The sequence below is a fragment of the Streptomyces sp. NPDC018000 genome, assembly GCF_044328025.1.
In the GTDB taxonomy this organism is placed as follows: Bacteria; Actinomycetota; Actinomycetes; order Streptomycetales; family Streptomycetaceae; genus Streptomyces.
The window spans coordinates 34,333-55,927 of sequence record NZ_JBIRGM010000001.1 but is presented as its reverse complement, the minus strand read 5'-3'; the positions used below and the strand labels follow the sequence as shown (position 1 = coordinate 55,927).

Below are 21,595 nucleotides of genomic sequence, written 5' to 3'. Positions count from 1 at the left end.
CTTAGGTCCGGGGGCGGCTGCCCGTGCCCGTTCCCTTCAGCGCATCCAGCGCGTACACGCAGCGGTCCTTGCTGCACGCGTACACGACACCGCCCCGCGCCACCGGCGAACCCGTGATCTCGCCGCCCGTCGCCAGCTTCCAGCGGAGTTGGCCGCCCGCCGCGTCCAGGGTGTACAGGACGTGGTCGGCGGAGCCGAAGTGGACCCGGCCGTCGGCTACCACCGGGGCCCCCACCACCTCGCCGCCCGCCGCGAACCGCCACTTCGGGGTGCCGGTGACCGCGTCGAGCGTGTACAGCGCGCTGCCGCTGCCGACATGGACGTTCCCGGCCGTGACCAGGACCGGTTCGATCGACTGGCGGGACTCCGTGGCGATGCGCCAGCGGTCCTTGCCGGTCGAGGCGTCGAGCGCGTACACCGTGCCGAGGTAGTCGGCGAGGTACACACCGCCTCCGGTGACGGCGGGGCCGGGCGCGAACGCGGGCGGGGAGAGGAAGACCGCGGGCGACTCGAAGTGCCAGCGGACATGACCGGACACGGTGTCGACGGCCAGGACCCGGGCCCCCGCGACGGCGTACACGGAGCCGTCCGGCGCCGCGGTCACCCGGACCGGCACACCGCCGCAGGAGGCCGCGTCGCCAATGGGGTACGACCAGCGTTCGATGCCGGTACGGGCGTCGACGGCGCGCAGCCGGGCGTCCTGCCAGAGGTAGACCGTGCCGTCGTGGATCGTGGGCCCGGCCTCCGCCGTCTCGAAGTCGGTCTGTACGCCGCTGCTCTCCCACAGCTTCTCGCCCGTGGACGCCTCCCACGCCTGGACGCCGCCGCCCCTGGTGCCGGTGACGACGGTGTTGCGGTCGGCCTTGAGGGAGTACACCCAGGCATCGGTCTGCAGTCGCCACCGCTCGGCGCCGGTCGCCGCGTCCAGGGCGTACAGCGACGGCCCGTCGGAGGCGTGAATACGGCCGCCTTCGACGGCCATCACCCAGGCGACGTCCCGGGTCTTGAACTGGCGTCGTCCGTTGCCGATGTCCAGGGCGTGCACTTCGAACGACGTGACGTAGAGGAGATCCCCCGCGACGACGGGCGTCCCCCAGACGTCGTTGGACATCCGGAACCGCCAGGGCCGCCAGCGGTCCGGGCCGGGGGGCGCGGTCTCGGGGGCGTGCGCGGGCGTGGGCAGGGGGGCGGGCGGGGCCGCGGGGGCCGTGCCGTTCACCCCGGTGGGCGGGCGCACCCAGCCGGTCGCGGGGCCGACGTCCGCGGTGGCCGTGGCGGTGGCCCGTACGTCCTGGGCGCGCGGGCCGGGGCCGATCGGCACCTTCGCACCGGGCAGCCGGACGGGGCCGCCCTCGTCGGGCAGCTGCGCGGAGACGGCGGCCGGGGAGTGCGCGCCGGCGCCGCTGCGCCAGGCGGCGGCACGGTCGGCGCCGGGCGGCTGCTGGGGCGGCGGCGGCACGGGGGGCGGAGGGGGTGCGGGAGCCGCGGTCCTGCGGCCTCCGCCGCGACGCTGCTCGATCATCGCGGTGGCGGAGGCCGGCAGCCATGCCGAGGCCGTACCGCTGTCGTCGCTGCCGGAGGCGAAGAGGTGCGGGGCGAGCTGGGCCTGCAGATCGGCGGGGGTGGGCCGCAGCCCGGCGTCCATCTGCATACAGGACTCGATCAGCGGCCTCAGTTCGTCGGGCAGGCCCTCCAGATCGGGTCCCTCACGCAGCAGCATGAAGACGGTCTCGACGGGGTTGACGCCGTGGAACGGCGCATGGCCGGTGGCGGCGAAGACCAGCGTCGAGCCGAGCGAGAAGACATCGCTGGCGCCGGTGACGCTGCGCGAGTCCCGCGCCTGCTCGGGTGACATGTAGGCGGGTGTGCCGACGGCGACATTCGTCATGGTCAGCCGGGTGTTGGAGACCCCGGACGCGATCCCGAAGTCGATCACCCGCGGGCCGTCCTCGACGACGAGCACGTTCGACGGCTTCAGGTCGCGGTGGACGAGCCCCGCGCCGTGGATCGACTGGAGCGCCTCGGCGATACCGGCGGCCAGCCAGCGCACCGCCTGGACCGGCATGGGCCCGCACTCACTCACTATCTCCTCGAGCGACGGGGCGGGCACATAGGCGGTGGCCAGCCACGGCACGGCGGCCCGCGAGTCGGCGTCCACCACCGCGGCCGTGTAGAAGCCGCTGACTGCGCGGGCGGCCTCCACCTCGCGCGTGAAGCGGACCCGGAACAGCTGGTCCTCGGCGAGCTCGGTACGCACCGTCTTGATCGCCACCCGCCGGCCCGAAGCCGAGCGGGCGAGATAGACCAGCCCCATGCCACCGGCCCCTAGCCGTCCCAGCACCTCGAACGGGCCGATCCGCCTCGGGTCGTGCTGCGTCAGCTGCTCCACCACTTGCCCTGCCACCTCCCCGTACGGGCCTCAGGAAACAGAAGCCCGCGAAAACCCGCCCTGTACGGCGTCTCACCACTGGGCACCACCCGGCGGTGCGCACCCCGATTGTTCCTGGCTGTGGTCCTGGTTGCGAACCCGGGGGCGGACCGGGGTGTCACACCTCACTCTGCCCTCTTCTCGGGCACAGGGGGCTGAAGTACGGCGAACACGGCACCTTGGTCGTCCTGGAGGACCGCCGTCCTCCCGTACGGGATGTCGAAGGGCGGCGCGGAGATGCGGCCGCCGAGGCGTACGGCGTGTCCGGCGGCGGCGTTGCAGTCCTCGACGGCGAAGTAGTTGAGGAAGTAGCTGGGCATCTCGGCCGGGAAGGCGTCGGTGATGACGCTGCGCCCGCCGACCGCGGTGTCCGGCCCGGGTTCCGTGCCCTCCGGGGACCACATACGGAAGTCGGCGGCGGGCTCGGCCGTGCCGGATCCACCTGCGCCAAAGGCGTCGACATCGGTGCCCTGGAAGCCGAAGACCTCCTCGTAGAAGGCGTCGACGCGATCCTTCTGCCGGGTGTGGACCTCGGTCCAGCAGAAGGAACCCGGTTCGTTCTGCTTCTGGAAGCCTTCGCGGTCACCGGCCTGCCAGAGCCCGAAGACCGCTCCGCCGGGGTCGGCCGCCTGGGCGAGCACTCCGGCCCGGCCGGCCCGCACGGGGTCGGTGATCACCTGACCGCCCGCCTCCCTGATGCGGGCGACGGACTCGACGATGTCGTCGGTGGCGAAGTAGATGCCCCAGGCGGTCGGCATCCGGCCGTCCTGCTTGGCGGCGAGTGCGGCGACGAGCTTCCCGTCGCTGAGGGCATCCGCGTACGGCCCGTCGCCGGTCCGGAAGGTCCAGCCGAACAGCTCACCGTAGAAGCGCTTGCCCGCTTCGAGGTCGGGGAGCTGCGCATCCACCCAGCACGGCGCGGATTGCGCGAATGCGGCCATGGGCCCGGTCCTTCCGTCGCGGTCGTTCGCGGTCGTTCGCAGTCGGTCACGGTTCGTTCGCATTTGCCCGCGGCCGGTCGCGGCCGTTCACCGTGCATGGCGGTGACGCTCGTCACACCCAACGTAACCGTGGACGGCACGCGTCGCGCCCCGACCCGTCCACATCGAACTCATTTTCGACAGAGGAGTTCCTTGCTCATGGCGTCACACAAAGTTATCCACGGAAGTTATCCACAGGCTGTTGATAAGACTTATCGCCGCTCAGGACTCATCCGTCGATATCCGGCCACTTCCCCCACCCCACCTGCGGTGCTCCCCATTTGCAGTCGGCCGAATCGCGCTCCGATCCCCCCTCGGTAAGCTGACGGCATGACAGGACAAGTGCGCACCGTCGACGGCCGCGTGGCCGGTCGACGCGGACAGGCGACGCGGCAGAAGCTGCTCGACTGCCTCAGCGAGATGCTCAGTTCCTCGCCGTACCGGGACGTCAAAGTCATCGACGTCGCCCGGAAGGCGGGGACTTCACCCGCGACCTTCTATCAATACTTCCCCGACGTCGAAGGCGCCGTCCTCGAAATCGCCGAAGAAATGGCCAAGGAAGGCGCCGGATTGACCGAACTGGTCGCCGGCCGCTCCTGGGTCGGCAAGGCCGGCTGGCAGACCGCCGAAGAACTCGTCGAGGGATTTCTCGACTTCTGGCGACATCACGACGCGATCCTGCGCGTGGTCGACCTCGGAGCGGCCGAGGGCGACAAGCGGTTCTACAAGATCCGCATGAAGATCCTGAATTCGATCACCAACTCCCTTACGGATTCGGTGAAGGAGCTCCAGGCCAAGGGCAAGGTCGACAAGGACGTCAGCGCCGCCGCGATGGCGGGCTCGCTCGTCGCGATGCTGGCCTCGGTCGCCTCGCACCAGAAGGGCTTCACGACCTGGGGCGTGAAGCAGGCCGAACTCAAACCGAATCTCGCACTGTTGGTGCATCTGGGCATCACCGGCAGAAAGCCGACCAGGTAGCGCCGCGCCGGGCCCCTTCCCCCACTGGGCACCGCGCGGCCATTCCGGGCGCCCCAGGTCCTGTCTTGCCGACGGCGGACCACGCATGTGGTCCGCCGTCGGTGCACCCGGACCGTTCCACTGATCGCTCCGGCGCACAGTTTCCGCGCATCGCCAACGCCCACGGTCTGCGCGCACCGCTTCCGCGTCAGGTCGCGGCGTCACTCCGCCGTTCCAGCCTGAAGAGCCGGATCTCCCGCTCGACCCGCGCCTGGTACGTCGCATAGGGCGGCCAGAACTTCAGCGCCGTCTGCCACACCGCATCCCGTTCCGCGCCCTGCAGCAGTGTGGCGCGCACCGGAATGTCCCGGCCTTCCCAGTTGACGACGGCCTTGCCGGGACCCGCCAGCAGATTCGCGGTCCAGGCCGGGTGCCCCGTACGGCCGAAGTTGCTGCCGACCAGGATCCAGCTCTGCTCCGTCCCCTTCTCCGGCATGCAGGCCAGCGGAGTGGTCCTGAGCCGCCCGCTCCTCGCGCCCGGCACCGTCAGGATCAGCCCCGGCAGCATCCGGGCGCTGAGCAGCACCTTGCCGCGCGTGAGCCGGTGCACCGTACGGTCCATGGCGGGGATGACATGCGGGGCGACCCTCGCGAACGTGCGGGTCGAGGACACCTTCTGGATCAGCCGGACGCCGGGCGCCATCAGACCGCCACCTTCCCGGCCGATCCCCGGGCGGCCGATGCCGAGGCCATGGACGACTGCCCGTGCGACGGCGCGAACAGCCCGGCCTGCTGCGCCGCATGGTCGCGGAGCCGGTGGACGGGACCGAAGAGCAGTTCGTCGGCAGCGGCCCGCTTGAAGTACAGATGCGCCTCGTGTTCCCAGGTGAAGCCGATCCCGCCGTGCAGCTGGACGGCCTCGGCCGTGGTGATGCGCAGCGCCTCCAGGGCCTGGGCGAGGGCGAGGCCCCCGGCCGCCGGGTCCCAGGCCGCGTAGTACGCGGCGGAACGGGCCGCCTGCACCTGTACGTACAGATCCGCGAGGCGGTGCTTCACGGCCTGGAAGGAGCCGATCGCCCGGCCGAACTGTTCGCGCGCCTTGACGTATTCGACGGTCCGCTCCAGTGCGCTCGCCGCCGCCCCCACCGCCTGCGCGGCGAGCAGTGCGGCGAGGCCTCGTCCGGCCGGGGCGAGCGCGCCGGCGACGTCCACGGCGTCGTCCGCGCCGAGGAGTTCGGCCTCGGTGTCACGGAGTTCGATGCGGGCCAGCGGGCGGGTCTCGTCCAGCGAGGTCCGGCGGGTGCGGACGATTCCGGCCGCCGTGTCCGGGCGGACCAGGAAGAGAAGCGTACGGCTGCGCGGGAAGCCGCCGGCATGGGCGGCGACCAGGAGGAGACCCGCGCTGTGCCCGTCGAGGACCTGCGCGGCCTCCCCGTACAGCCGCCAGCCCTCCGCGCCGCCGACCGGCCTGGCCTGTATACCGCCGGCCCGGCCGCCACCCGCCCAGGCACCGCCGGTGGGGTCACCGGTGAGGCCGAGTGCGGTGGCGAGCGAGCCGCCGGGGACGGCCAGGGTCGCGGTCAGTGCGCCGGCTGCGATGCGCGGCAGCAGGGCGGTGCGCTGGGCCTCGGTGCCGAGGGCGGCGATCAGGGGCGCGGCAAGCGCGGCGGTGGCGATCAGGGGCGACGGCAGCAGGGCGCGGCCGGTCTCCTCGCAGGCGACGGCGAGCTCGGCGAGGCCGCAGCCGACGCCTCCGTACTCCTCCGGGAGGGCGAGGCCGGGCAGCCCGAGGTCCTGGGCGAGCTGTCGCCACAGGGTCTCGTCGTACCCGCCGGACGTCCGTACGGCACTCCTGACGCCGTCGGGTCCGCTGCGTTTGGCCAGCAGTTCGCGCAGGGTGCGGCGGATCTCGTCCTGTTCCGCGGTGAAGGCGGCATCCATCGTCGGACTCCTTCCCCTCAGGGGCCTTCGGCCTCCGATCTGACGGGGCGTCATATTAGGGGTGAATCCAGCAGATGCACAGGGCCACGCACAGGGATACGGGAAGATCCCTGCCTCGCCAGGCGGTCCGTCCGGCATGGATCTGATGTACCGTCAGATCCATGCCTTCTTCCCACCGCAAGGTCGCTGTCGTCGGCATATCCCTCGCCGACTGCGGACGCGTCGACGAGGCCACGCCGTACGCCCTGCACGCCCAGGCCGCGCGCCGGGCACTGGCCGATTCGGGTCTGGACCGGTCCGTGGTCGACGGTTTCGCCTCCGCCGGACTCGGCACGCTCGCCCCGGTCGAGGTCGCCGAGTATCTGGGGCTGAAGCCCACCTGGGTGGACTCCACCGCGGTCGGCGGCTCGACCTGGGAGGTGATGGCGGCCCATGCGGCGGACGCCATCGCGGCGGGTCACGCCAATGCCGTGCTGCTGGTGTACGGGTCGACGGCCCGCGCGGACATCAGGGCGGGCCGCCGGACGTCCAATCTCTCCTTCGGGGCGCGCGGCCCGCTCCAGTTCGAGGTGCCGTACGGGCACTCACTGATCGCCAAGTACGCGATGGCCGCCCGCCGCCACATGCACGAGTACGGGACGACCCTGGAGCAGCTCGCCGAGGTGGCGGTCCAGGCGCGGGCGAACGCGGCGGCCAACCCGGACGCCATGTTCCGTGACCCGATCACCGTGGACGACGTGCTGTCGGGACCGATGATCGCGGACCCGTTCACCAAGCTGCACTGCTGCATCCGCAGCGACGGCGGCTGCGCGGTGCTGCTGGCCGCCGAGGAGTATGTACCGGACACGGCGAAGGATCCGGTGTGGATCCTCGGTACGGGTGAGCACATCTCGCACTCCACCATGTCCGAGTGGGACGACTTCACGGTCTCCCCCGCGGCGGTCTCCGGCCGCCTGGCGTTCGAACGGGCCGGGGTGCGGCCCGCGGACATCGATCTCGCCGAGATCTATGACGCGTTCACCTATATGACGCTGGTGACGCTGGAGGACCTGGGTTTCTGCGCGAAGGGCGAGGGCGGCCCGTTCCTGGAGAAGGGCCGGACAGGCCTGACGGGCGAGCTGCCGGTCAACACGGACGGCGGCGGCCTGTCCGCCTGCCACCCCGGGATGCGCGGACTGTTCCTGCTGGTGGAGGCGGTACGGCAGCTGCGCGGCGAGGCGGGAGACCGCCAGGTGCGCAGGGCGGGCGGGCGGCTCCCGGAGCTGGCGGTGGCATCGGGGACGGGCGGCTGGTTCTGCTCATCGGGGACGGTGGTGCTGGGGCGGGGGTGAGGGGGCGGGCCGTCGGCCGGCCGGTCACACCGGGACGACGGTGAGGGCCCCCTCCAGCCCCTTGAAGTCGGCCGCATTGCGCGTATAGAGCGGCAGCCCCCTGACCGAGGCGATGGACGCGATCATCAGGTCCATGCGCCGGGGGCGGGGATCGCGCCGGGCAGCGATCACCAGCGCCACCAGGCTCCCGTAGCGGGCCGCGGCGTCCCCGTCGAAGGGAAGCGGCTCGAAGTCGGCGACTGCGGCACCGAGTTTCTCCATCCGGGCCACCCGCACGCCGGGATCCCGGGCCATCGCCACACCCTGCTGGAGCTCGGCCATCGTCACGGCGGTGAGCGCCGGGAGGACGGGCAGATCCTCTGCACGCAGCAGATCGAGATCGATGTACGTGCAGGTGTCGAGCACCCCCACGGCATGCCGCTCAGCCACGCTCGCGCTCCCACGGGTCGTCGTCGCCGACCCGGTCCTCGGCCCCGAAGAAGGCATCGGCCTCGCGGCGCATCAGCACGCTGTCCACACGGGGCAGCCGACGGTGCCTGGCCACCAGCTCTTCGGAGCTCAGCTGCCGTTTCCGGGTGAGCGGCCGCAGTTCGGCGACCTCTATTCCGTTGCGGGTGATGTGAAAGACCTCGCCCGCCTCCACGGCGTTCATGACTTCGGCGGAGTTGTTCCGGAACTCGCGCTGGGTGATGGTCTTCATGCATACCAGAGTAGCCCTGTGTGTCCCGCTGCGCTACAGCGATGGCCTCGCCCGCCCCGTACCGGGCATGCGCTGCAATGGGGGCATGACCGACGCACACCAGAGCTTCCTGGACCTGCTCCATGCCCAGCGTGTCTGGGACGTGGAGCTTCCCGGCTTCGATCCGGCCGCCGCGCCGCCGGCCCCGCTCGCCCTCTTCCACCGCTGGTTCGCCGAGGCGGTGGCCGCCGGGCAGGTGGAGCCGCACACCATGTCGCTGGCCACCGCCGACGCCGAGGGGCACCCCGATGTGCGGACGCTGATGCTGCACGACGCGGACGAGCGCGGCTGGCACTTCGCCACCCACCGCACCAGTGCGAAGGGCCGTCAGCTCACCGCCCGGCCGTACGCGGCGCTCGGCTTCTACTGGCCTGCGCAGGCCAGGCAAGTGCGGGTGCGGGGTCCGGTGACCGCGTGCGCACCCGAGGAGAGCCTGGCCGATCTGCACGCCCGCTCGACCGGCGCGCTCGCCTCGGCGCTGACCGGCTCGCAGAGCGAGGTGCTGGGCTCCCGGGAGGAGCTGGTCCGCACCGCCGACGCCGCCTGGGAGCGGGCGCGGAACGAACCGGACGCACAGGTCGCGAGCTGGACCCGGTACGTGGTCGAGGCGCGGGAGGTCGAGTTCTTCCAGGGCGACGGGGCGCGCAGGCACGTACGGCTGCGCTACCGCAGGCAGGACGCGAACTGGTCCCGGGAACTCCTCTGGCCGTAGGGCCTCCGGCCCGGCCGTGCCCGCGCGGCCCCCGCCGTACGGGCACGGCCGGGGACGGCCCGTCAGCCGAGGGTGATCGCCTGCACCGGACAGACCCGGACGGCTTCCTTCACCGTGGCGCCGTCGAGCGCCTCCTCGTAGCCGGGCAGCAGTTCGCTGAACCCGTCGTCGTCCTGCGTGAACACCTTCGGCGCGGTGAGCGCGCACTGGCCCGCGCCGATGCACCGGTCCTTGTCGATACTGATCCGCATTCCGGCAGAGCCTTCCGGTCGCATTTCGATCACCATGTTCCGATCACCATGTCACGGGTAATTCGAGCAGCCCCTGGATGGTGTCACCAGGTTTGAACGGGACTTCTTCGGCGGGTACTGCGAGCCGCAGACCGGGAAAGCGGTCGAAAAGCGCGGGCAGCGCGATCTCCAGCTCGGCCCGTGCCAGATTCTGGCCCAGGCACTGATGGATTCCGAACCCGAAAGCGACGTGATTGCGCGCATTCCGGCCGAGGTCCAGCTCGTCCGGTGACGGATAAACGGTCTCGTCCCGGTTGATCACCGACGTGGTCAGGATGACGCCGTCCCCCGCACGGATGGTCACCCCGCCCACTTCGATGTCCTCGACGGCCACCCGGGAAATTCCGTCGGCGATGGACAGGAAGCGGAGCAGTTCCTCGACCGCCGAACCCATCAGGCCCTCGGACTCACGCATCCGGGCCAGCCGACCGGGATGCTGGAGCAGCGTGAACGTACCGAGCGAGATCATGTTCGCGGTCGTCTCGTGCCCGGCGACGAGCAGGATCTGGGCCAGCCGCACCAGCTCCTCGTGGTCCACTCCCCCGGTCTCCAGCTGCTTGACGATGAGCTCGTCCAGCAGCCCTTCGCCGGGGGCGGCCCGCTTCTGCTCGATCAGCACGCGGAAGTAGTCGCCCAGCTTGTCCCGCGCTGCCTCGACATCCGCGGCCGCCGGACCGCGGAGCAGTTTGCGTGACTGCGCCTCGAAGAACTCGTGGTCCTCGTAGGGCACCCCGAGCAGGGCACAGATGACCATGGACGGTACGGGCAGGGCGAAGGCGTCGACCAGATCGGCCGGCGGGCCCTGCTCGGCCATCGCGTCGAGCAGCCGGTTCACGGTCTTCTGGATCTGCGGCCGGAGCGCGGTCGTCCGCTTGACCGTGAAGCTCGGGATCAGCATCCGGCGCTGGGCGTTGTGCTCCGGGTCGTCGACGCCGAGCAGTTCGACGCGTCGCAGTTTGATCGCGGCCAGCCGCTCGGCGAAGAACGGGAACGCGGGGTTCTCCCGGTCGGACGAGAGCCGCTGGTCCACCAGGAGCGAACGTGCCTCGGCGTGCCCGGTCACCAGCCACACCGTGCGGCCGTCGAAGAGCTTGGCCAGGGACACGGGCCGCTGCCCCCGGTGCTCGCGATATCCCGTCGGCGGGTGGTAGGGACAGGTGCGGTTCTGCGGAAAGGAGACGGTCTCGGCGTCTGCCATGGCGGACCTCGCAAAGAGATGGGGAGTCCTAACCGATCTCCAGCCCACTAGATGCCTCGGGCACCTAATGCGTCCAGGTGTTGTTCGGCCAAATCTCCTCGGGAAGATCCATTTTCCGCCCGCCGGGCCGAGCGGGCATTTCGAGCCATCCGGTTGCCTCCGCGTTCCTTGTGAAAGGGGCAAGATGGAAGGCATCAGGGTGACTGGAGGCGAAAATGAGCCGAATCCGTTCCCGCAGCCACGCCAGCACGCGTTCCCGTTACGCCCAGGACAGCGGACTGACCACACGCATGGTCGGCACCATGTTCCTGATCGGCCTGTTGTACGTGGTCCTGGTCGGCGTACTGCTCGCCGTGCTGCGCGGCGCCTGGCCGATCATTCTGATCCTCGTGGGCGGCATGTTCATCGCCCAGTTCTGGTTCAGCGACCGCATCGCGGCCTTCAGCATGGGTGCCCGGGAGGTCACCCCCGAGGAAGCGCCGGAACTGCACGGCACCGTCGACCGGATCTGCGCCCTGGCCGACATGCCCAAGCCTCGGGTGGCGATCGCCCAGAGCGATGTGCCGAACGCCTTCGCCACCGGCCGGAGCGAGAAAACCGCCCTCGTCTGCGCCACCACCGGACTGCTGCGCAGACTGGAACCGCAGGAACTGGAGGGCGTGCTCGCGCACGAGATGTCGCACGTCGCGCACCGTGATGTCGCCGTCATGACGATCGCCTCCTTCCTCGGTGTACTCGCCGGCATCGTCACCCGTGTCGCCCTGTGGGGCGGCCTCTCCCGCAACAGCCGGAGCAATGACCCCGTCGGTATCGCGATCATGCTGATCCCGCTGGTCAGCGCGGTCGTGTACTGCCTGAGTTTCCTGCTCACCCGGCTGCTCTCGCGCTACCGCGAGCTCTCCGCCGACCGCACCGCCGCCCTGCTGACCGGCCGCCCTTCGACGCTCGCCTCCGCCCTTACGAAGGTGAGCGGCCAGATGGCCCGCATACCGACCGAGGACCTGCGGAAGGCGGAGCCGTACAACGCCTTCTACTTCGTTCCCGCGTTCTCCTCCAAGGAGAGCCTGAGCCGGCTGCTCTCCTCCCACCCGACCCTCGAACAGCGTCTGGACCAGCTCGCCCGTATCTCCGCCGACCTCGCCCGTCCGTAAGGAACGAACGTTCATGGGTCTTCTCGACGCCATTCTGGGCCGCAGCAAACCGGTCCGCCCCGACCTCGACCAACTCTTCGCCGTGCCCTCCGCCGCCCTCACCCTCCAGGCCGGCGCCGGGTTCACGCCCACCGGCCTCGGCTCGGTCTGCTTCGCAGGCGTCGAGGGCGGCACGTTCGCCCGTATTCAGCAGGACGTACGCGAACTGCTCGACGCCGACACCGACCGGGGCGGCATTCCGGTGGAGTTCAGCCAGGACACGTACGGCTACACCTGGCTGCTCGCCCGTCAGTCCCCCGACGACGTCGCCACCCTGGTCAACGACCTGCACGCGGTCAACACCCTGCTCCAGGACGGCGGCTTCGGGCCGCAGCTACTCTGCTCCCTGATCGGCTTCCGGGACGCGCGGGACCGTCCGCTGGCCCTGGTCTACCTCTACAAACGCGGCACGTTCTATCCGTTCGCGCCATTGCCGGGCGGCGTCGAGAAGCGTGACAACCAGCTGGAGTTGCAGGTCCGGGCGGTACTCGGGGACGACCTGCGGATGGAGAAGGACCTGGCCCGGTGGTTCCCGGTATGGGGGGCGCCGGGGCTGTAGCCGGTCAGCCGGTACCGGAGGGCCCGGGCCGGAAGACCGGGACGGCCTCCTCGCCCGCCTCCCGCCGGAAGGCGACCTGGAGCCGCATGCCGATCGCCAGGCCCGACTCCGCGCACTCGACGATCTCCGTCATCATCCGCGGCCCCTCGGCCAGGTCGACGACGGCGGCGGTGTACGGGACGCGGGCACCGAACGGCGGCAGGTCGTTGCGGTGGACGACGGACCAGGTGTAGAGCGTGGCGCGCCCGCTCGCCCGCTCCCAGACGACGTCCTCGCTCCAGCAGTACGGGCAGAACTCGCGCGGGTAGTGGTGGGCGCGCCCGCAGGCACCGCAGCGGCGGATCAGCAACTGCCCCTGGGCGGCGGCGTCCCAGTAGGGGCGGGTGAAGGCGTCGGGCTCCGGCAGGTCGAAACGTACGGCGGTCGCGGTCACAGGAAGAGTCCGATCGCGTTGTCGAGGGACCAGGTCTGCCAGGACATCGCGAACAGCGCCACGAGCGAGATGAGCGCCATCATCGCGTTCTGCCCCTGCTCGGCCCAGTCGTGGATCATCAGCACGAGGTAGAGGAGATTGAGGAGGAGTCCGGCGACGAGCGCGACGGGGGTGAGGAATCCGGTGATCAGGCCGAGTCCCAGGGCGAGTTCGGCGTACACGACGAGGTAGGCCATGGCCTTGGGGCGCGGGGCGACGATGCGGCGGAAGCCACTGCGTACGGCCGACCATCGGTGTTTTTCCGCCACGTCGGCAGCCCAGGCTATGCCCGTACCGCGCTCGAACCAGCCCTTCTTGTCCTTGTGCCGCCAGCTCTCCAGCCACCACAGGCCGAGGCCTATCCGGAGAACGGCGAGCCACTCGGCCCCGCCGAGCCAGATCGTCTGCATGCGGCCTCCCTCTCACTGGATCTGACGGTACGTCAGTTCACCTGATGGCGACGGCTCGCGCAAGAGGCGTGCGAGAAGCGCCCACAAGCCGCACGCCCGTGATGAATTCGCAATCGATTCCGGTCTTGGCCGAGACCCACCGAAAGAGTGCGCGATTACGCTCCGAACCATGCCTGACAACGCGCTTACCGCCGGTAGCCCCGCCCGGGCCCTCACCGAGGACCGGCCCGTGTACGTCATCGGCGGCGGCCCGGGCGGTCTCGCCGCCGCCGCGGCCCTGCGCGAACAGGGGGTACGAACGGTGGTGCTGGAGAAGTCCGGGAACGTGGGCGCGTCCTGGCGCCGCCACTACGACCGGCTGCACCTCCACACGACCCGGCGGTGGTCGGCGCTGCCCGGACTTGCGATGCCGCGCCGGTTCGGACGCTGGGTGGCCAGGGACGATGTGGTGCGTTATCTGGAGAAGTACGTCGAGCACCACGGGCTGGAAGTGGTGACGGGCGTCGAGGTGTCCCGGATCGACCGGGCCCCGGACGGGGCCGGCTGGCAACTGACCGCGACCGGCGGCCGGGTGCTCACCAGCCGGGCCGTCGTGGTCGCCACCGGCTACAACCACACCCCGCGCATCCCTGACTGGCCCGGCCGCGACACCTTCACCGGCGATCTGGTACACGCCTGCGACTACCGCAATCCCGCCCCGTACGCGGGCAGGGACGTCCTCGTCGTCGGCATCGGCAACACGGGCGCGGAGATCGCCGTCGACCTGGTGGAGGGCGGTGCGTCCCGGGTGCGGATCGCCGTGCGCACCGTGCCGCACATCGTGCGCCGCTCCACGGCCGGCTGGCCCGCCCAGGCGACCGGCATCCTGGCACGCAGGCTGCCGGTCCGACTGGTCGACCGGGCCGGGGGCCTGATGGCACGGATGGCCGTGCCCGACCTCGCTGAGCGGGGGCTCCCGCGTCCGGACACCGGCCTGTACTCACGGGCCAGGGACGGCGCCGTTCCGGTGCAGGACGTGGGGCTGATCGACGCGGTGAAGAGCGGCCGGGTGGTGCCGGTGGCGGCCGTCGAGTCGTTCGACGAGGACGCGGTGGTGCTGACCGACGGGAACCGGATCACCCCGGACGCGGTGATCGCGGCGACCGGCTACCGCCGGGCCCTGGAGGACCTGGTCGGCCACCTCGGCGTACTGGACGCCCGGGGTCGGCCGGTGGTACGCGGCGGCCGTACACCCAGGCAGGCACCCGGCCTGTACTTCACCGGGTTCACCAACCCGATCAGCGGAATGCTCCGCGAAATGGCCCTGGACGCACGGAAGATCGCCAAGAGGCTGGCCCGCACCCGCTGACCGGCCGGCCCCGCCCTGCGAACGTGCACGCCGCGCGACCGGAAGGGCCGTCCGCACCCCACGCCGCGAAGGCCCGGGGCAGGCCGTGGGCGTGGCGTTCACCACGACCTTCGCCACGCCGCTCCCGGGATCCGGGCCGAACGTGCGAAGCGAGGGCCACCCGCGCCCGGATCATCCTTTGCCTGCAAGCCCATTCCTGACGGGCCGTCAGTTCAGTAACCTGACAGAGTGTCAGCTTCAGGCTGGCCGCGAGCACTGGTGCCGCGACCGGCACTAGCACCTGACGGACTTCGAGCAGAAGTGGGCGGAACGATGCTTGGATCGACTCACGGCACCTTCACCACCGACTTCCGCGCCAGGGTGGTGGCCTGCGGCGAAGAACCGTATGCCATCGTCCACAGCATGGCGGCCGCCGCCACGGAGGGCGATCTCGATGTCAGCGGCCGCCCGCTGCACGCGCCCGTGCCGGATCTGGACCGGTTCTTCCGGCCCGAGTCCGTGGCCGTCATCGGCGCGTCCGACACCGAGGGGCGCCCCAATACCGGAATCACCCGACAACTGATCGACTGGGCCGAGCGGGTAGGGGCGCGGCTGCATCCGGTGCATCCCAGCCGGGAGTCCGTGTTCGGGCGTGCCTGCTGTCCTTCCGTCGCGGACCTGCCGGAGCAGGTCGATCTGGCTGTGCTTCTGGTCGGCGATCCGCTGCCGGTGATCGAGGAACTCGCTCAGGCCAAGGTGAAGTTCGCCGTCGCCTTCGCCTCCGGGTTCGCCGAGACCGGGGAGGAGGGCGCAGCCGCCCAGGCGCGGCTGGCCGCAGCCGTGGAGCGGTCCGGGCTGCGGCTGCTCGGGCCGAACACCAACCTCAACGCCTTCGAGAAGTTCCGGGACGATCTGGACGGGCCGGCGATCGCGCTGATCACTCAGTCCGGTCACCAGGGGCGCCCCGTCTACACCCTTCAGGAGCTGGGCGTGCGGCTCTCGCACTGGGCTCCCACGGGCAACGAGGCCGACCTGGAGACCGCCGACTTCATCTCGTACTTCTCGCAGCGCCCCGAGGTCGGGGCCATCGCCTGTTACGTGGAAGGGCTCAAGAAAGGGCGCTCCTTTCTCCTTGCCGCCGACCGGGCGGCGCGGGCCGGGGTCCCGGTCGTGGCGGTCAAGGTGGGGCGTACGGAGACGGGGGCCAGGATGGCCGCGTCACACACGGGCAAGCTGACCGGTGCCGACCAGGTGGTGGACGCGGCGATGCGGCAGTTCGGCGTGATCCGGGTGGACGGCCTCGACGAACTCCAGGACACCGCCACCCTGCTGGCCCGGGCACGGAAGCCGGTGGCCGACGGGGTCGTCGTGTATTCGATCTCGGGCGGCACGGGGGCGCACTTCTCGGACCTGGCGACCGGGGCCGGGCTGAAGCTTCCCACCCTGTCCGAAGAGAAGCAGCGCGAGCTGCACGAGTGGATCCCGGGCTATCTGAACGTGGCGAACCCGGTCGACAACGGCGGCCATCCGGTCGGCGACTGGCGCGGCCGGAAGATCATTGACGCGATCCTCGCCGACCCCGCCGTCGGGGTGCTGATCTGTCCGATCACCGGGCCCTTCCCCCCGATGAGCGACAAACTCGCGCAGGACCTGGTGGACGCCGCGGAGACCACGGACAAGCTGGTGTGCGTGATCTGGGGCTCGCCGGTCGGTACGGAGGACGCGTACCGTACGACGCTGCTCGGCTCGTCCCGCGTCGCCACCTTCCGCACCTTCGGCAACTGCATCACCGCCGTGAAGGCCTACCTGGACCACCACCAATTCACCGCCTCCTACCGCTCCCCCTTCGACGAGGCGCCGCGCACGCCGTCGCCCTCGTTCCGCAAGGCGCAGGCACTGATGCGCCCGGGCCAGCAGCTGAGCGAGCACGCGGCGAAACAGCTGCTGCGGGCGTACGGAATCCGCGTCCCGCGCGAGCAGTTGGTGACGAGCGCCGCGGCGTCCGTCCGGGCGGCGGGACTGGTCGGCTACCCGGTGGTCATGAAGGCATCGGGCGCCCGGCTCGCGCACAAGACCGAGCTGGGTCTGGTCAAGGTCGGGCTCACTTCCGCCAGCCAGGTGCGCGACGCGTACCGCGAGCTGACCGACATCGCACGGTACGAGGGCGTCGAACTGGACGGAATCCTGGTCTGCCAGATGGTCGAGCGGGGCGTCGAGATGATGGTGGGTGTCACGCAGGACGCGTTGTTCGGACCGACGGTGACGGTCGGGCTCGGCGGTGTGCTGGTCGAGGTACTGCACGATGCGGCGGTACGGGTACCGCCGTTCGGCGAGGACCAGGCGCGGTCGATGCTCGGCGAACTGCGCGGCCGCGCCCTGCTGGAAGGCGTACGCGGAGGCCCCCCGGTGGATGTGGACGCGCTCGTCGAGGTCGTGCTGCGGGTGCAGCGGATGGCGCTGGAACTGGGCGACGACCTCGCCGAGCTGGACATCAACCCGCTGATGGTGCTGGGGCGGGGACAGGGCGCGGTGGCACTGGACGCGCTGGCCGTCTGCCGCTGACCGGTCACCGGGCCTCCCCTCCCGCCGCCCGTCACCCCACCACCTGCCAAGGAGCTGCCTCATGCCGTCCTCCCCCGAAGACACCGCCGAGCACACCGAACACACCGGGCCCGCCGCGCCGGCCGACCCGCTCGACTCATTGATACTCCACACCACTGACAACGGCGTCTCGTGGATCACGCTCAACCGCCCCGAGGCGATGAACGCCGTCACCTGGGACCAGCGGGAACGCGTCATCGCGCTCCTCGCCGAGGCCTCCGCCGACCCGACGGTCCGGGCCGTGGTCCTCACCGCCACCGGTCGCGGCTTCTGCGCGGGCGCAGACCTGCGCGGCGCCCCGTCGACGGGCGACCGGGTACCGGGCGATGTGGCCCGTACCATCCGGCTCGGCGCTCAGCGCCTGATCGGCGCGGTCCTGGACTGCGAGAAACCGGTCATCGCGGCCGTCAACGGCACGGCGGCCGGTATCGGCGCACACCTCGCGTTCGCCTGCGACCTCGTGCTGGCCGCCGAGTCGGCGAAGTTCATCGAGGTCTTCGTACGCCGCGGCCTCGTACCGGACGGCGGCGGCGCGTATCTGCTGCCGCGCCTGATCGGCCCTCAGCGCGCCAAGGAGCTGATGTTCTTCGGCGACTCGCTCCCGGCGGCGGCGGCGGAACGTCTGGGGCTGGTCAACCGGGTGGTCCCGGACGAGGAGCTGGAAGCGGCGTCCCGCGCGTGGGCCCAGCGGCTGGCCGACGGCCCGACCCGGGCGATCGCCCTCACCAAGCAGCTCGTGAACGCTTCCCTGGACTCCGACCGGGCGACGGCCTTTGCGGCGGAGGCGATGGCCCAGGAGATCAATATGACGACGCAGGACGCCAACGAGGGCGTGGCGAGCTTCGTTGAGCGGCGCACGCCGAAGTACCGGGGGCTTTGAGGGCTCTGGAGGCGCTCACGTCAGTCGCCGTCACTACGGGGGAACTGCCCGGGGTCCGCAGCCACCGGGTTCCTCCCCTGGTGTGCGGCCGGGACTCATCCGTTGGCGTAGGCCACCGGCGGGTCCCGGCCGCAGTCTGCCTACTTCTCGGCGAAGACGTCCTCAACGGACACGGCGGTGGCGGCCCGCAGGAGCCAGCGGCTCAGGATGTCGAGATCGGCGCAGCCCGTGATGCGCTCACGCGCCTCGTCGGGTACGTCGGTGCCGGCCTGGGCGAGGAGGAGCAGGATGCTTCTCGCGATGCCCTCCGTACAACCTTCTGCCCGACCTTCTGCGCGGCCTTGTGCCCGACCTTCTGCGCGGCCTTCGTCCCGGATTTCTTCCGAAATGGCTGACGTATAGAAAGAAAGGTCCACGGCCACCAGGTTCCTCCACTGTTGTGCGGCCGGGCGGTTGCCCAGGCCCTGTGCGATGAGTTCGACGATGGGATCGGCGATGGTTTCCGGCACGTCCCGCAGTGTGGCGGACAGGGTTTTCAGTATGGCACCGACGTCCGGATTGTCAGCGTGTGTGATCGCGGCCAGTGTGGCCAGCGCCAGGTCCTTGCGGGCCTCGGCCACGTCCTTGATCACCGGCATGTTGTGCGGGCCGGCGACGAGGGCTTGCAGGGTGAGCACGGGCGATTGCGGGTGCCCGAAGGTGAAAGGGCGTGCGGCCCATTCGGCGGTGGCCCGGTCCTGGCAGACGACCAGCAGCATGGGCGGCAGCTTGTACTTCGCCTGGAGGTACGACAGGTAGTACATCCAGCTCGCCGGCTTCTCCGGGTCCTTCTTCCCCTGGGCCTCGATCGCCAGAAGGTAGGACCGGTCGTCCTCCATGTCGATGCGCAGCAGGGTGTCGACACGGCGTTCGAGGGGCCGGTTTTCGGTGAGGTCGGTGGGCATGACGGTGGCTGAGGCAGGCGGACCGATCTCGACCCCTAATACCTCGGAGACGCGGGAGAACAGTCCCGGGTACTCCTGGAAGATGCGATGCATCGCCTCGTGGGACGAACTGACCATATGAATTTCCTAGAGTTCTTGAGCGGTCGGATGGGAGTTGTCACTCCGGCAGACGGAGCACATTCCTGGCTCCGCCGCGCGGAATGCCCGGTCGCAGCCGTCGCAGTTCTGCAGCGGGATCGGCCGGGGCGGGAGCGTGGCCGGGGCCCGGAACGGGGGCGGTGGCGGAAGCCGGGCGGTAAGTCGGTGGGCGAGGAGACCGACGGGGCGACTCACTCCTTCGGGCGGGAGGTCGCTGGTCAGGGCGTGCTGTACAGCGGCGGGGCCGACCTCGCGCTCCAGCCATGCGGCGACCCCCGGAGCCAGGACGTCCACGTCCTTCAGGGAGAGCAGCAGGCGCGGGTCCTGGCGGTGCAGCCCGGCGAGAAGCTCGGTGGCGGTCCGGAGGAGGGACGCGGCGGGGAAGGCCGGCTGCGGTACGAGCAGCGGCGCGGGCTCACGACGGGGCACGGGCTTGGCATGGGTCCGGGACCTGGCCGGATGCGCGTCGTCGGCTTCGGACTCCCGGCAGGGCCGGACGGGCGTCGACGGCCGGACCGTACGCTGCGGGCGCGGCGGACACTCACGGCCCGGCAGAGCGTCTGCGGGCCGCCGGTCGGCAGGCTGGTTGCAGGAGACGGTACGGGTGACGATCCGGCCGTTGGCCAGGCGTGTGCGGGTGCGTCGCAGGTAGCCGTGGGCTTCGAGTTCGCGTAACGCTGCGGCGATCCGGGCCTCGCTCTCCGGGAAGCGTCCGGCGAGGTCCTTGATGCCGATCCTGGCCCCGGCGGGCAGCGACTGGATGTGTGCGGCGAGCCCGATCGCGGTGAGGGAGAGCTCGCGGTGCTGGGTGAGGTGGTTGCCCACGACCGTGAATCGGCTGGTGTGCCGGGAGTTGTCGTGCACGACACCGGACGAGGAGCGTGAAGACGCGCTAATCTGCTGGGTATCCATCGGGAAGCTGTTCTCTTCCTCGTTGGTCAGGCCCTCGATCGGGATTGTGAGTCCCGGCCGGGGGCCGACGCATCTCTGGGGTTGCTTTTCGCGGCGAGCATATGCCAGCCAACCGGCATGAACTCCAGCTCAGTTGGTGAACCTCACCCGTGTGGGTGACGGGAGGCCGGGTGGGGCTGGGAAGGGTAATTGCCACGTCCTTTGAGGCTTTTGATGTCGTGCGCCGCCACGTCGCGGGCCACCGAATCGTGGAAATCCGCGACCCGGTGGCGGCGGTCACGGTGCGAGGTCGAGCTCTGCCCAGACCGTCTTGCGGGGCACGGGACCGGGGCTGACGCCCCAACGGTCGGCGAGCGCCTCGACGATCAGCAGACCGCGCCCGGACTCGCAGTCGCCATCCGGGACGGCCATGCCCTTCGGACCGGGCGGAAGGCACCCGCCACGGGTGTCGCACACCTCGATCCGCAGGAACGCGCCGACACCGGCACCGCCGCCGTGGACCGTGAGGCCCAGCCGGAAGTCCCTGCCCGGTACGCGGCCGTGGACCACGGCGTTGGTCGCCAGTTCGGCGACGATCTGCGCGGCCGACTCCGAGGGCAGCCCCGTTCCATCTTCGACCGGTCACCGGCACCGGATCTCAGTTTTGTCCTGGAAGAAGTGACGCTGCGCCGCCCGATCGGAGGGACAATGGTGCGACGCCAGCAGCTTGAGCACCTGTTGGAAGTGGGGCAGATACGGAACGTCGAGATTCAGGTAATGCCGACCCACCGCTGGGACCACCCTGGAACAGGCGGAAAGATCCAAGTGCTGAAGTTCGACGACGGCTCCGGGGTGGGGCGTACAGATGGCGTGCACGGTGGGCGCCCGGTCTCTGATCCGCGGCAGCTCCGGGTCCTTGAGCTGCGGTATGGCATCATCCGAGCCGAGGCTCTCACTCCACGGGAGTCGCTGGCCTTCATCGAGCAAGCGCTGGGAGAGACATGATCCGCAAGACCTCCGCCGAGGATGCTCCCGAGCTGGCGTGGTTCAAGAGCAGTTACAGCGACAGCAGTGACGGCAACGACTGCGTCGAGGTCGCGACCACTCCCAGCTCGATCCACGTCCGCGACTCGAAGAACGCGCGGGGCCCCCGGTTCGCTGTGACCCCCGAGGCCTGGACCGACTTCGTGATGTACGCAGCCGGGAGCTGACCGCCAGCACTCGCCCCGGTCCCGGCCCCTGCTCTGGCGGGTTCGGGGCTCCTCACCGGCTGAGCGTGTACCAGTCCGGTGAATCCGGGTCCCGTACTCATAGTTGAGTTCGGGCCAGTCCGGCGTGCCGCCGATCCGCCAGTCGCGGGTTCCGTCGTACGCAGGGCAGCCCTCGTTGATTGCCTCGCCCACGGCACCGTTGCATCGTCTGCACGTCGACGGCTGACACAGGGCGCTCGCGGATATCCCGGGAATCACACCGCTGACAGGGCCACTGCATCGCCTAGGGCCCGGCTGTACGCCGCCTCAGTGGTGGACGTGCCGGCAAAGGACCAGCGCCAGTAGCCGTCGACCAAGGCCGTCGCGGTGCGCGGTGGAGGTCCCAGCCGGCGGGGC

The 21,595-nt window shown here is 70.5% G+C and carries 21 protein-coding genes and 2 pseudogenes; 10 read left to right on the top strand and 13 right to left on the bottom strand.

Annotated elements, in window-relative coordinates:
• Window position 1: 1 nt before the first annotated feature.
• Together ACH4EW_RS00290 and ACH4EW_RS00285 are read right to left on the bottom strand one after the other, a co-directional pair.
• On the bottom strand, window positions 2-2,392 hold the full coding sequence (locus ACH4EW_RS00290) for a serine/threonine-protein kinase (protein ID WP_398249598.1): 2,391 nt from the start codon (window positions 2,390-2,392) through the stop codon (window positions 2-4).
• A 161-nt stretch (window positions 2,393-2,553) separates the two neighbouring features.
• Window positions 2,554-3,369 carry a VOC family protein gene (locus ACH4EW_RS00285; RefSeq protein ID WP_398249596.1) on the bottom strand — a complete coding sequence of 272 codons (816 nt, stop codon included), beginning with the start codon at window positions 3,367-3,369 and terminating at the stop codon, window positions 2,554-2,556.
• Window positions 3,370-3,738: 369 nt separating this feature from the next.
• On the opposite strand from ACH4EW_RS00285, the gene ACH4EW_RS00280 reads away from it, so the two are divergent.
• Window positions 3,739-4,386 (top strand): TetR family transcriptional regulator, encoded by a 648-nt coding sequence (locus tag ACH4EW_RS00280; RefSeq protein ID WP_398249594.1) that lies wholly within the window; start codon window positions 3,739-3,741, stop codon window positions 4,384-4,386.
• Window positions 4,387-4,573: 187 nt separating this feature from the next.
• Here the strand turns inward: ACH4EW_RS00280 and ACH4EW_RS00275 are convergent, their stop codons facing one another.
• Both ACH4EW_RS00275 and ACH4EW_RS00270 read right to left on the bottom strand, forming a co-directional pair.
• On the bottom strand, window positions 4,574-5,068 hold the full coding sequence (locus ACH4EW_RS00275; RefSeq protein WP_398249592.1) for a nitroreductase family deazaflavin-dependent oxidoreductase: 495 nt from the start codon (window positions 5,066-5,068) through the stop codon (window positions 4,574-4,576).
• Entirely contained in the window at window positions 5,068-6,306 is a 1,239-nt protein-coding gene (locus tag ACH4EW_RS00270; protein WP_398249590.1) for an acyl-CoA dehydrogenase family protein, read from the bottom strand. Before ACH4EW_RS00270 ends, ACH4EW_RS00275 begins: the two co-directional genes overlap by 1 nt.
• 161 nt (window positions 6,307-6,467) lie before the next feature.
• On the opposite strand from ACH4EW_RS00270, the gene ACH4EW_RS00265 reads away from it, so the two are divergent.
• Complete coding sequence (locus ACH4EW_RS00265) at window positions 6,468-7,637, top strand: thiolase C-terminal domain-containing protein (RefSeq protein WP_398249588.1); 1,170 nt, start codon at window positions 6,468-6,470, stop codon at window positions 7,635-7,637.
• Between the two features lie 24 nt (window positions 7,638-7,661).
• Here ACH4EW_RS00265 and ACH4EW_RS00260 read toward each other — a convergent pair whose 3' ends face one another.
• Together ACH4EW_RS00260 and ACH4EW_RS00255 are read right to left on the bottom strand one after the other, a co-directional pair.
• Window positions 7,662-8,066 carry a type II toxin-antitoxin system VapC family toxin gene (locus ACH4EW_RS00260; RefSeq protein WP_388661434.1) on the bottom strand — a complete coding sequence of 135 codons (405 nt, stop codon included), beginning with the start codon at window positions 8,064-8,066 and terminating at the stop codon, window positions 7,662-7,664.
• Window positions 8,059-8,337 carry a type II toxin-antitoxin system Phd/YefM family antitoxin gene (locus ACH4EW_RS00255; protein ID WP_398249586.1) on the bottom strand — a complete coding sequence of 93 codons (279 nt, stop codon included), beginning with the start codon at window positions 8,335-8,337 and terminating at the stop codon, window positions 8,059-8,061. The genes ACH4EW_RS00260 and ACH4EW_RS00255 overlap by 8 nt, the downstream gene beginning before the upstream one ends.
• A gap of 85 nt (window positions 8,338-8,422) precedes the next feature.
• On the opposite strand from ACH4EW_RS00255, the gene ACH4EW_RS00250 reads away from it, so the two are divergent.
• Window positions 8,423-9,088 (top strand): pyridoxal 5'-phosphate synthase, encoded by a 666-nt coding sequence (locus ACH4EW_RS00250; RefSeq protein WP_398251179.1) that lies wholly within the window; start codon window positions 8,423-8,425, stop codon window positions 9,086-9,088.
• A gap of 62 nt (window positions 9,089-9,150) precedes the next feature.
• On the opposite strand, the gene ACH4EW_RS00245 is transcribed toward ACH4EW_RS00250, so the two are convergent.
• Window positions 9,151-9,339, bottom strand: a complete 189-nt coding sequence (locus tag ACH4EW_RS00245) for a ferredoxin (protein ID WP_329818499.1) — start codon at window positions 9,337-9,339, stop codon at window positions 9,151-9,153.
• Window positions 9,340-9,382: 43 nt separating this feature from the next.
• Window positions 9,383-10,576, bottom strand: coding sequence for a cytochrome P450 (locus ACH4EW_RS00240; RefSeq protein ID WP_398249584.1), 1,194 nt, complete (start codon window positions 10,574-10,576; stop codon window positions 9,383-9,385).
• Window positions 10,577-10,791: 215 nt separating this feature from the next.
• On the opposite strand from ACH4EW_RS00240, the gene htpX reads away from it, so the two are divergent.
• Both htpX and ACH4EW_RS00230 read left to right on the top strand, forming a co-directional pair.
• Complete coding sequence (htpX, locus tag ACH4EW_RS00235) at window positions 10,792-11,727, top strand: zinc metalloprotease HtpX (RefSeq protein ID WP_398249582.1); 936 nt, start codon at window positions 10,792-10,794, stop codon at window positions 11,725-11,727.
• 13 nt (window positions 11,728-11,740) lie between these two features.
• Window positions 11,741-12,325 carry a hypothetical protein gene (locus tag ACH4EW_RS00230; RefSeq protein ID WP_398249580.1) on the top strand — a complete coding sequence of 195 codons (585 nt, stop codon included), beginning with the start codon at window positions 11,741-11,743 and terminating at the stop codon, window positions 12,323-12,325.
• A gap of 4 nt (window positions 12,326-12,329) precedes the next feature.
• Here ACH4EW_RS00230 and ACH4EW_RS00225 read toward each other — a convergent pair whose 3' ends face one another.
• Window positions 12,330-12,758 carry a Zn-ribbon domain-containing OB-fold protein gene (locus tag ACH4EW_RS00225; RefSeq protein ID WP_398249578.1) on the bottom strand — a complete coding sequence of 143 codons (429 nt, stop codon included), beginning with the start codon at window positions 12,756-12,758 and terminating at the stop codon, window positions 12,330-12,332.
• Window positions 12,755-13,207 (bottom strand): DoxX family protein, encoded by a 453-nt coding sequence (locus ACH4EW_RS00220; protein ID WP_398249576.1) that lies wholly within the window; start codon window positions 13,205-13,207, stop codon window positions 12,755-12,757. Before ACH4EW_RS00220 ends, ACH4EW_RS00225 begins: the two co-directional genes overlap by 4 nt.
• Window positions 13,208-13,376: 169 nt before the next feature.
• On the opposite strand from ACH4EW_RS00220, the gene ACH4EW_RS00215 reads away from it, so the two are divergent.
• The 3 genes from ACH4EW_RS00215 to ACH4EW_RS00205 all read left to right on the top strand — a co-directional run bounded on the left by ACH4EW_RS00215 (window position 13,377) and on the right by ACH4EW_RS00205 (window position 18,015).
• A complete protein-coding gene (locus tag ACH4EW_RS00215; RefSeq protein ID WP_398249575.1) occupies window positions 13,377-14,555 on the top strand; it encodes a flavin-containing monooxygenase in 1,179 nt (392 codons plus the stop codon).
• Between the two features lie 312 nt (window positions 14,556-14,867).
• A complete protein-coding gene (locus ACH4EW_RS00210; protein ID WP_398249573.1) occupies window positions 14,868-17,096 on the top strand; it encodes an acetate--CoA ligase family protein in 2,229 nt (742 codons plus the stop codon).
• A gap of 61 nt (window positions 17,097-17,157) precedes the next feature.
• Window positions 17,158-18,015, top strand: coding sequence for an enoyl-CoA hydratase/isomerase family protein (locus ACH4EW_RS00205; protein WP_398249571.1), 858 nt, complete (start codon window positions 17,158-17,160; stop codon window positions 18,013-18,015).
• A 140-nt stretch (window positions 18,016-18,155) separates the two neighbouring features.
• Here ACH4EW_RS00205 and ACH4EW_RS00200 read toward each other — a convergent pair whose 3' ends face one another.
• The 3 genes and pseudogenes from ACH4EW_RS00200 to ACH4EW_RS00190 form a co-directional block, all read right to left on the bottom strand.
• Window positions 18,156-19,076 carry a hypothetical protein gene (locus ACH4EW_RS00200; protein WP_398249569.1) on the bottom strand — a complete coding sequence of 307 codons (921 nt, stop codon included), beginning with the start codon at window positions 19,074-19,076 and terminating at the stop codon, window positions 18,156-18,158.
• A 9-nt stretch (window positions 19,077-19,085) separates the two neighbouring features.
• A complete protein-coding gene (locus ACH4EW_RS00195) occupies window positions 19,086-20,009 on the bottom strand; it encodes a helix-turn-helix domain-containing protein (RefSeq protein ID WP_398249567.1) in 924 nt (307 codons plus the stop codon).
• A 276-nt stretch (window positions 20,010-20,285) separates the two neighbouring features.
• Window positions 20,286-20,612 (bottom strand): annotated as a pseudogene (locus tag ACH4EW_RS00190) (ATP-binding protein); the annotation flags it as partial.
• Here ACH4EW_RS00190 and ACH4EW_RS00185 point away from each other — a divergent pair.
• Together ACH4EW_RS00185 and ACH4EW_RS00180 are read left to right on the top strand one after the other, a co-directional pair.
• Window positions 20,613-20,993 (top strand): annotated as a pseudogene (locus tag ACH4EW_RS00185) (DUF5753 domain-containing protein); the annotation flags it as partial.
• Window positions 20,990-21,199, top strand: a complete 210-nt coding sequence (locus ACH4EW_RS00180; RefSeq protein ID WP_398249565.1) for a DUF397 domain-containing protein — start codon at window positions 20,990-20,992, stop codon at window positions 21,197-21,199. The pseudogene ACH4EW_RS00185 and the gene ACH4EW_RS00180, both read left to right, overlap by 4 nt.
• The last annotated feature ends 396 nt before the right edge of the window (window positions 21,200-21,595 follow it).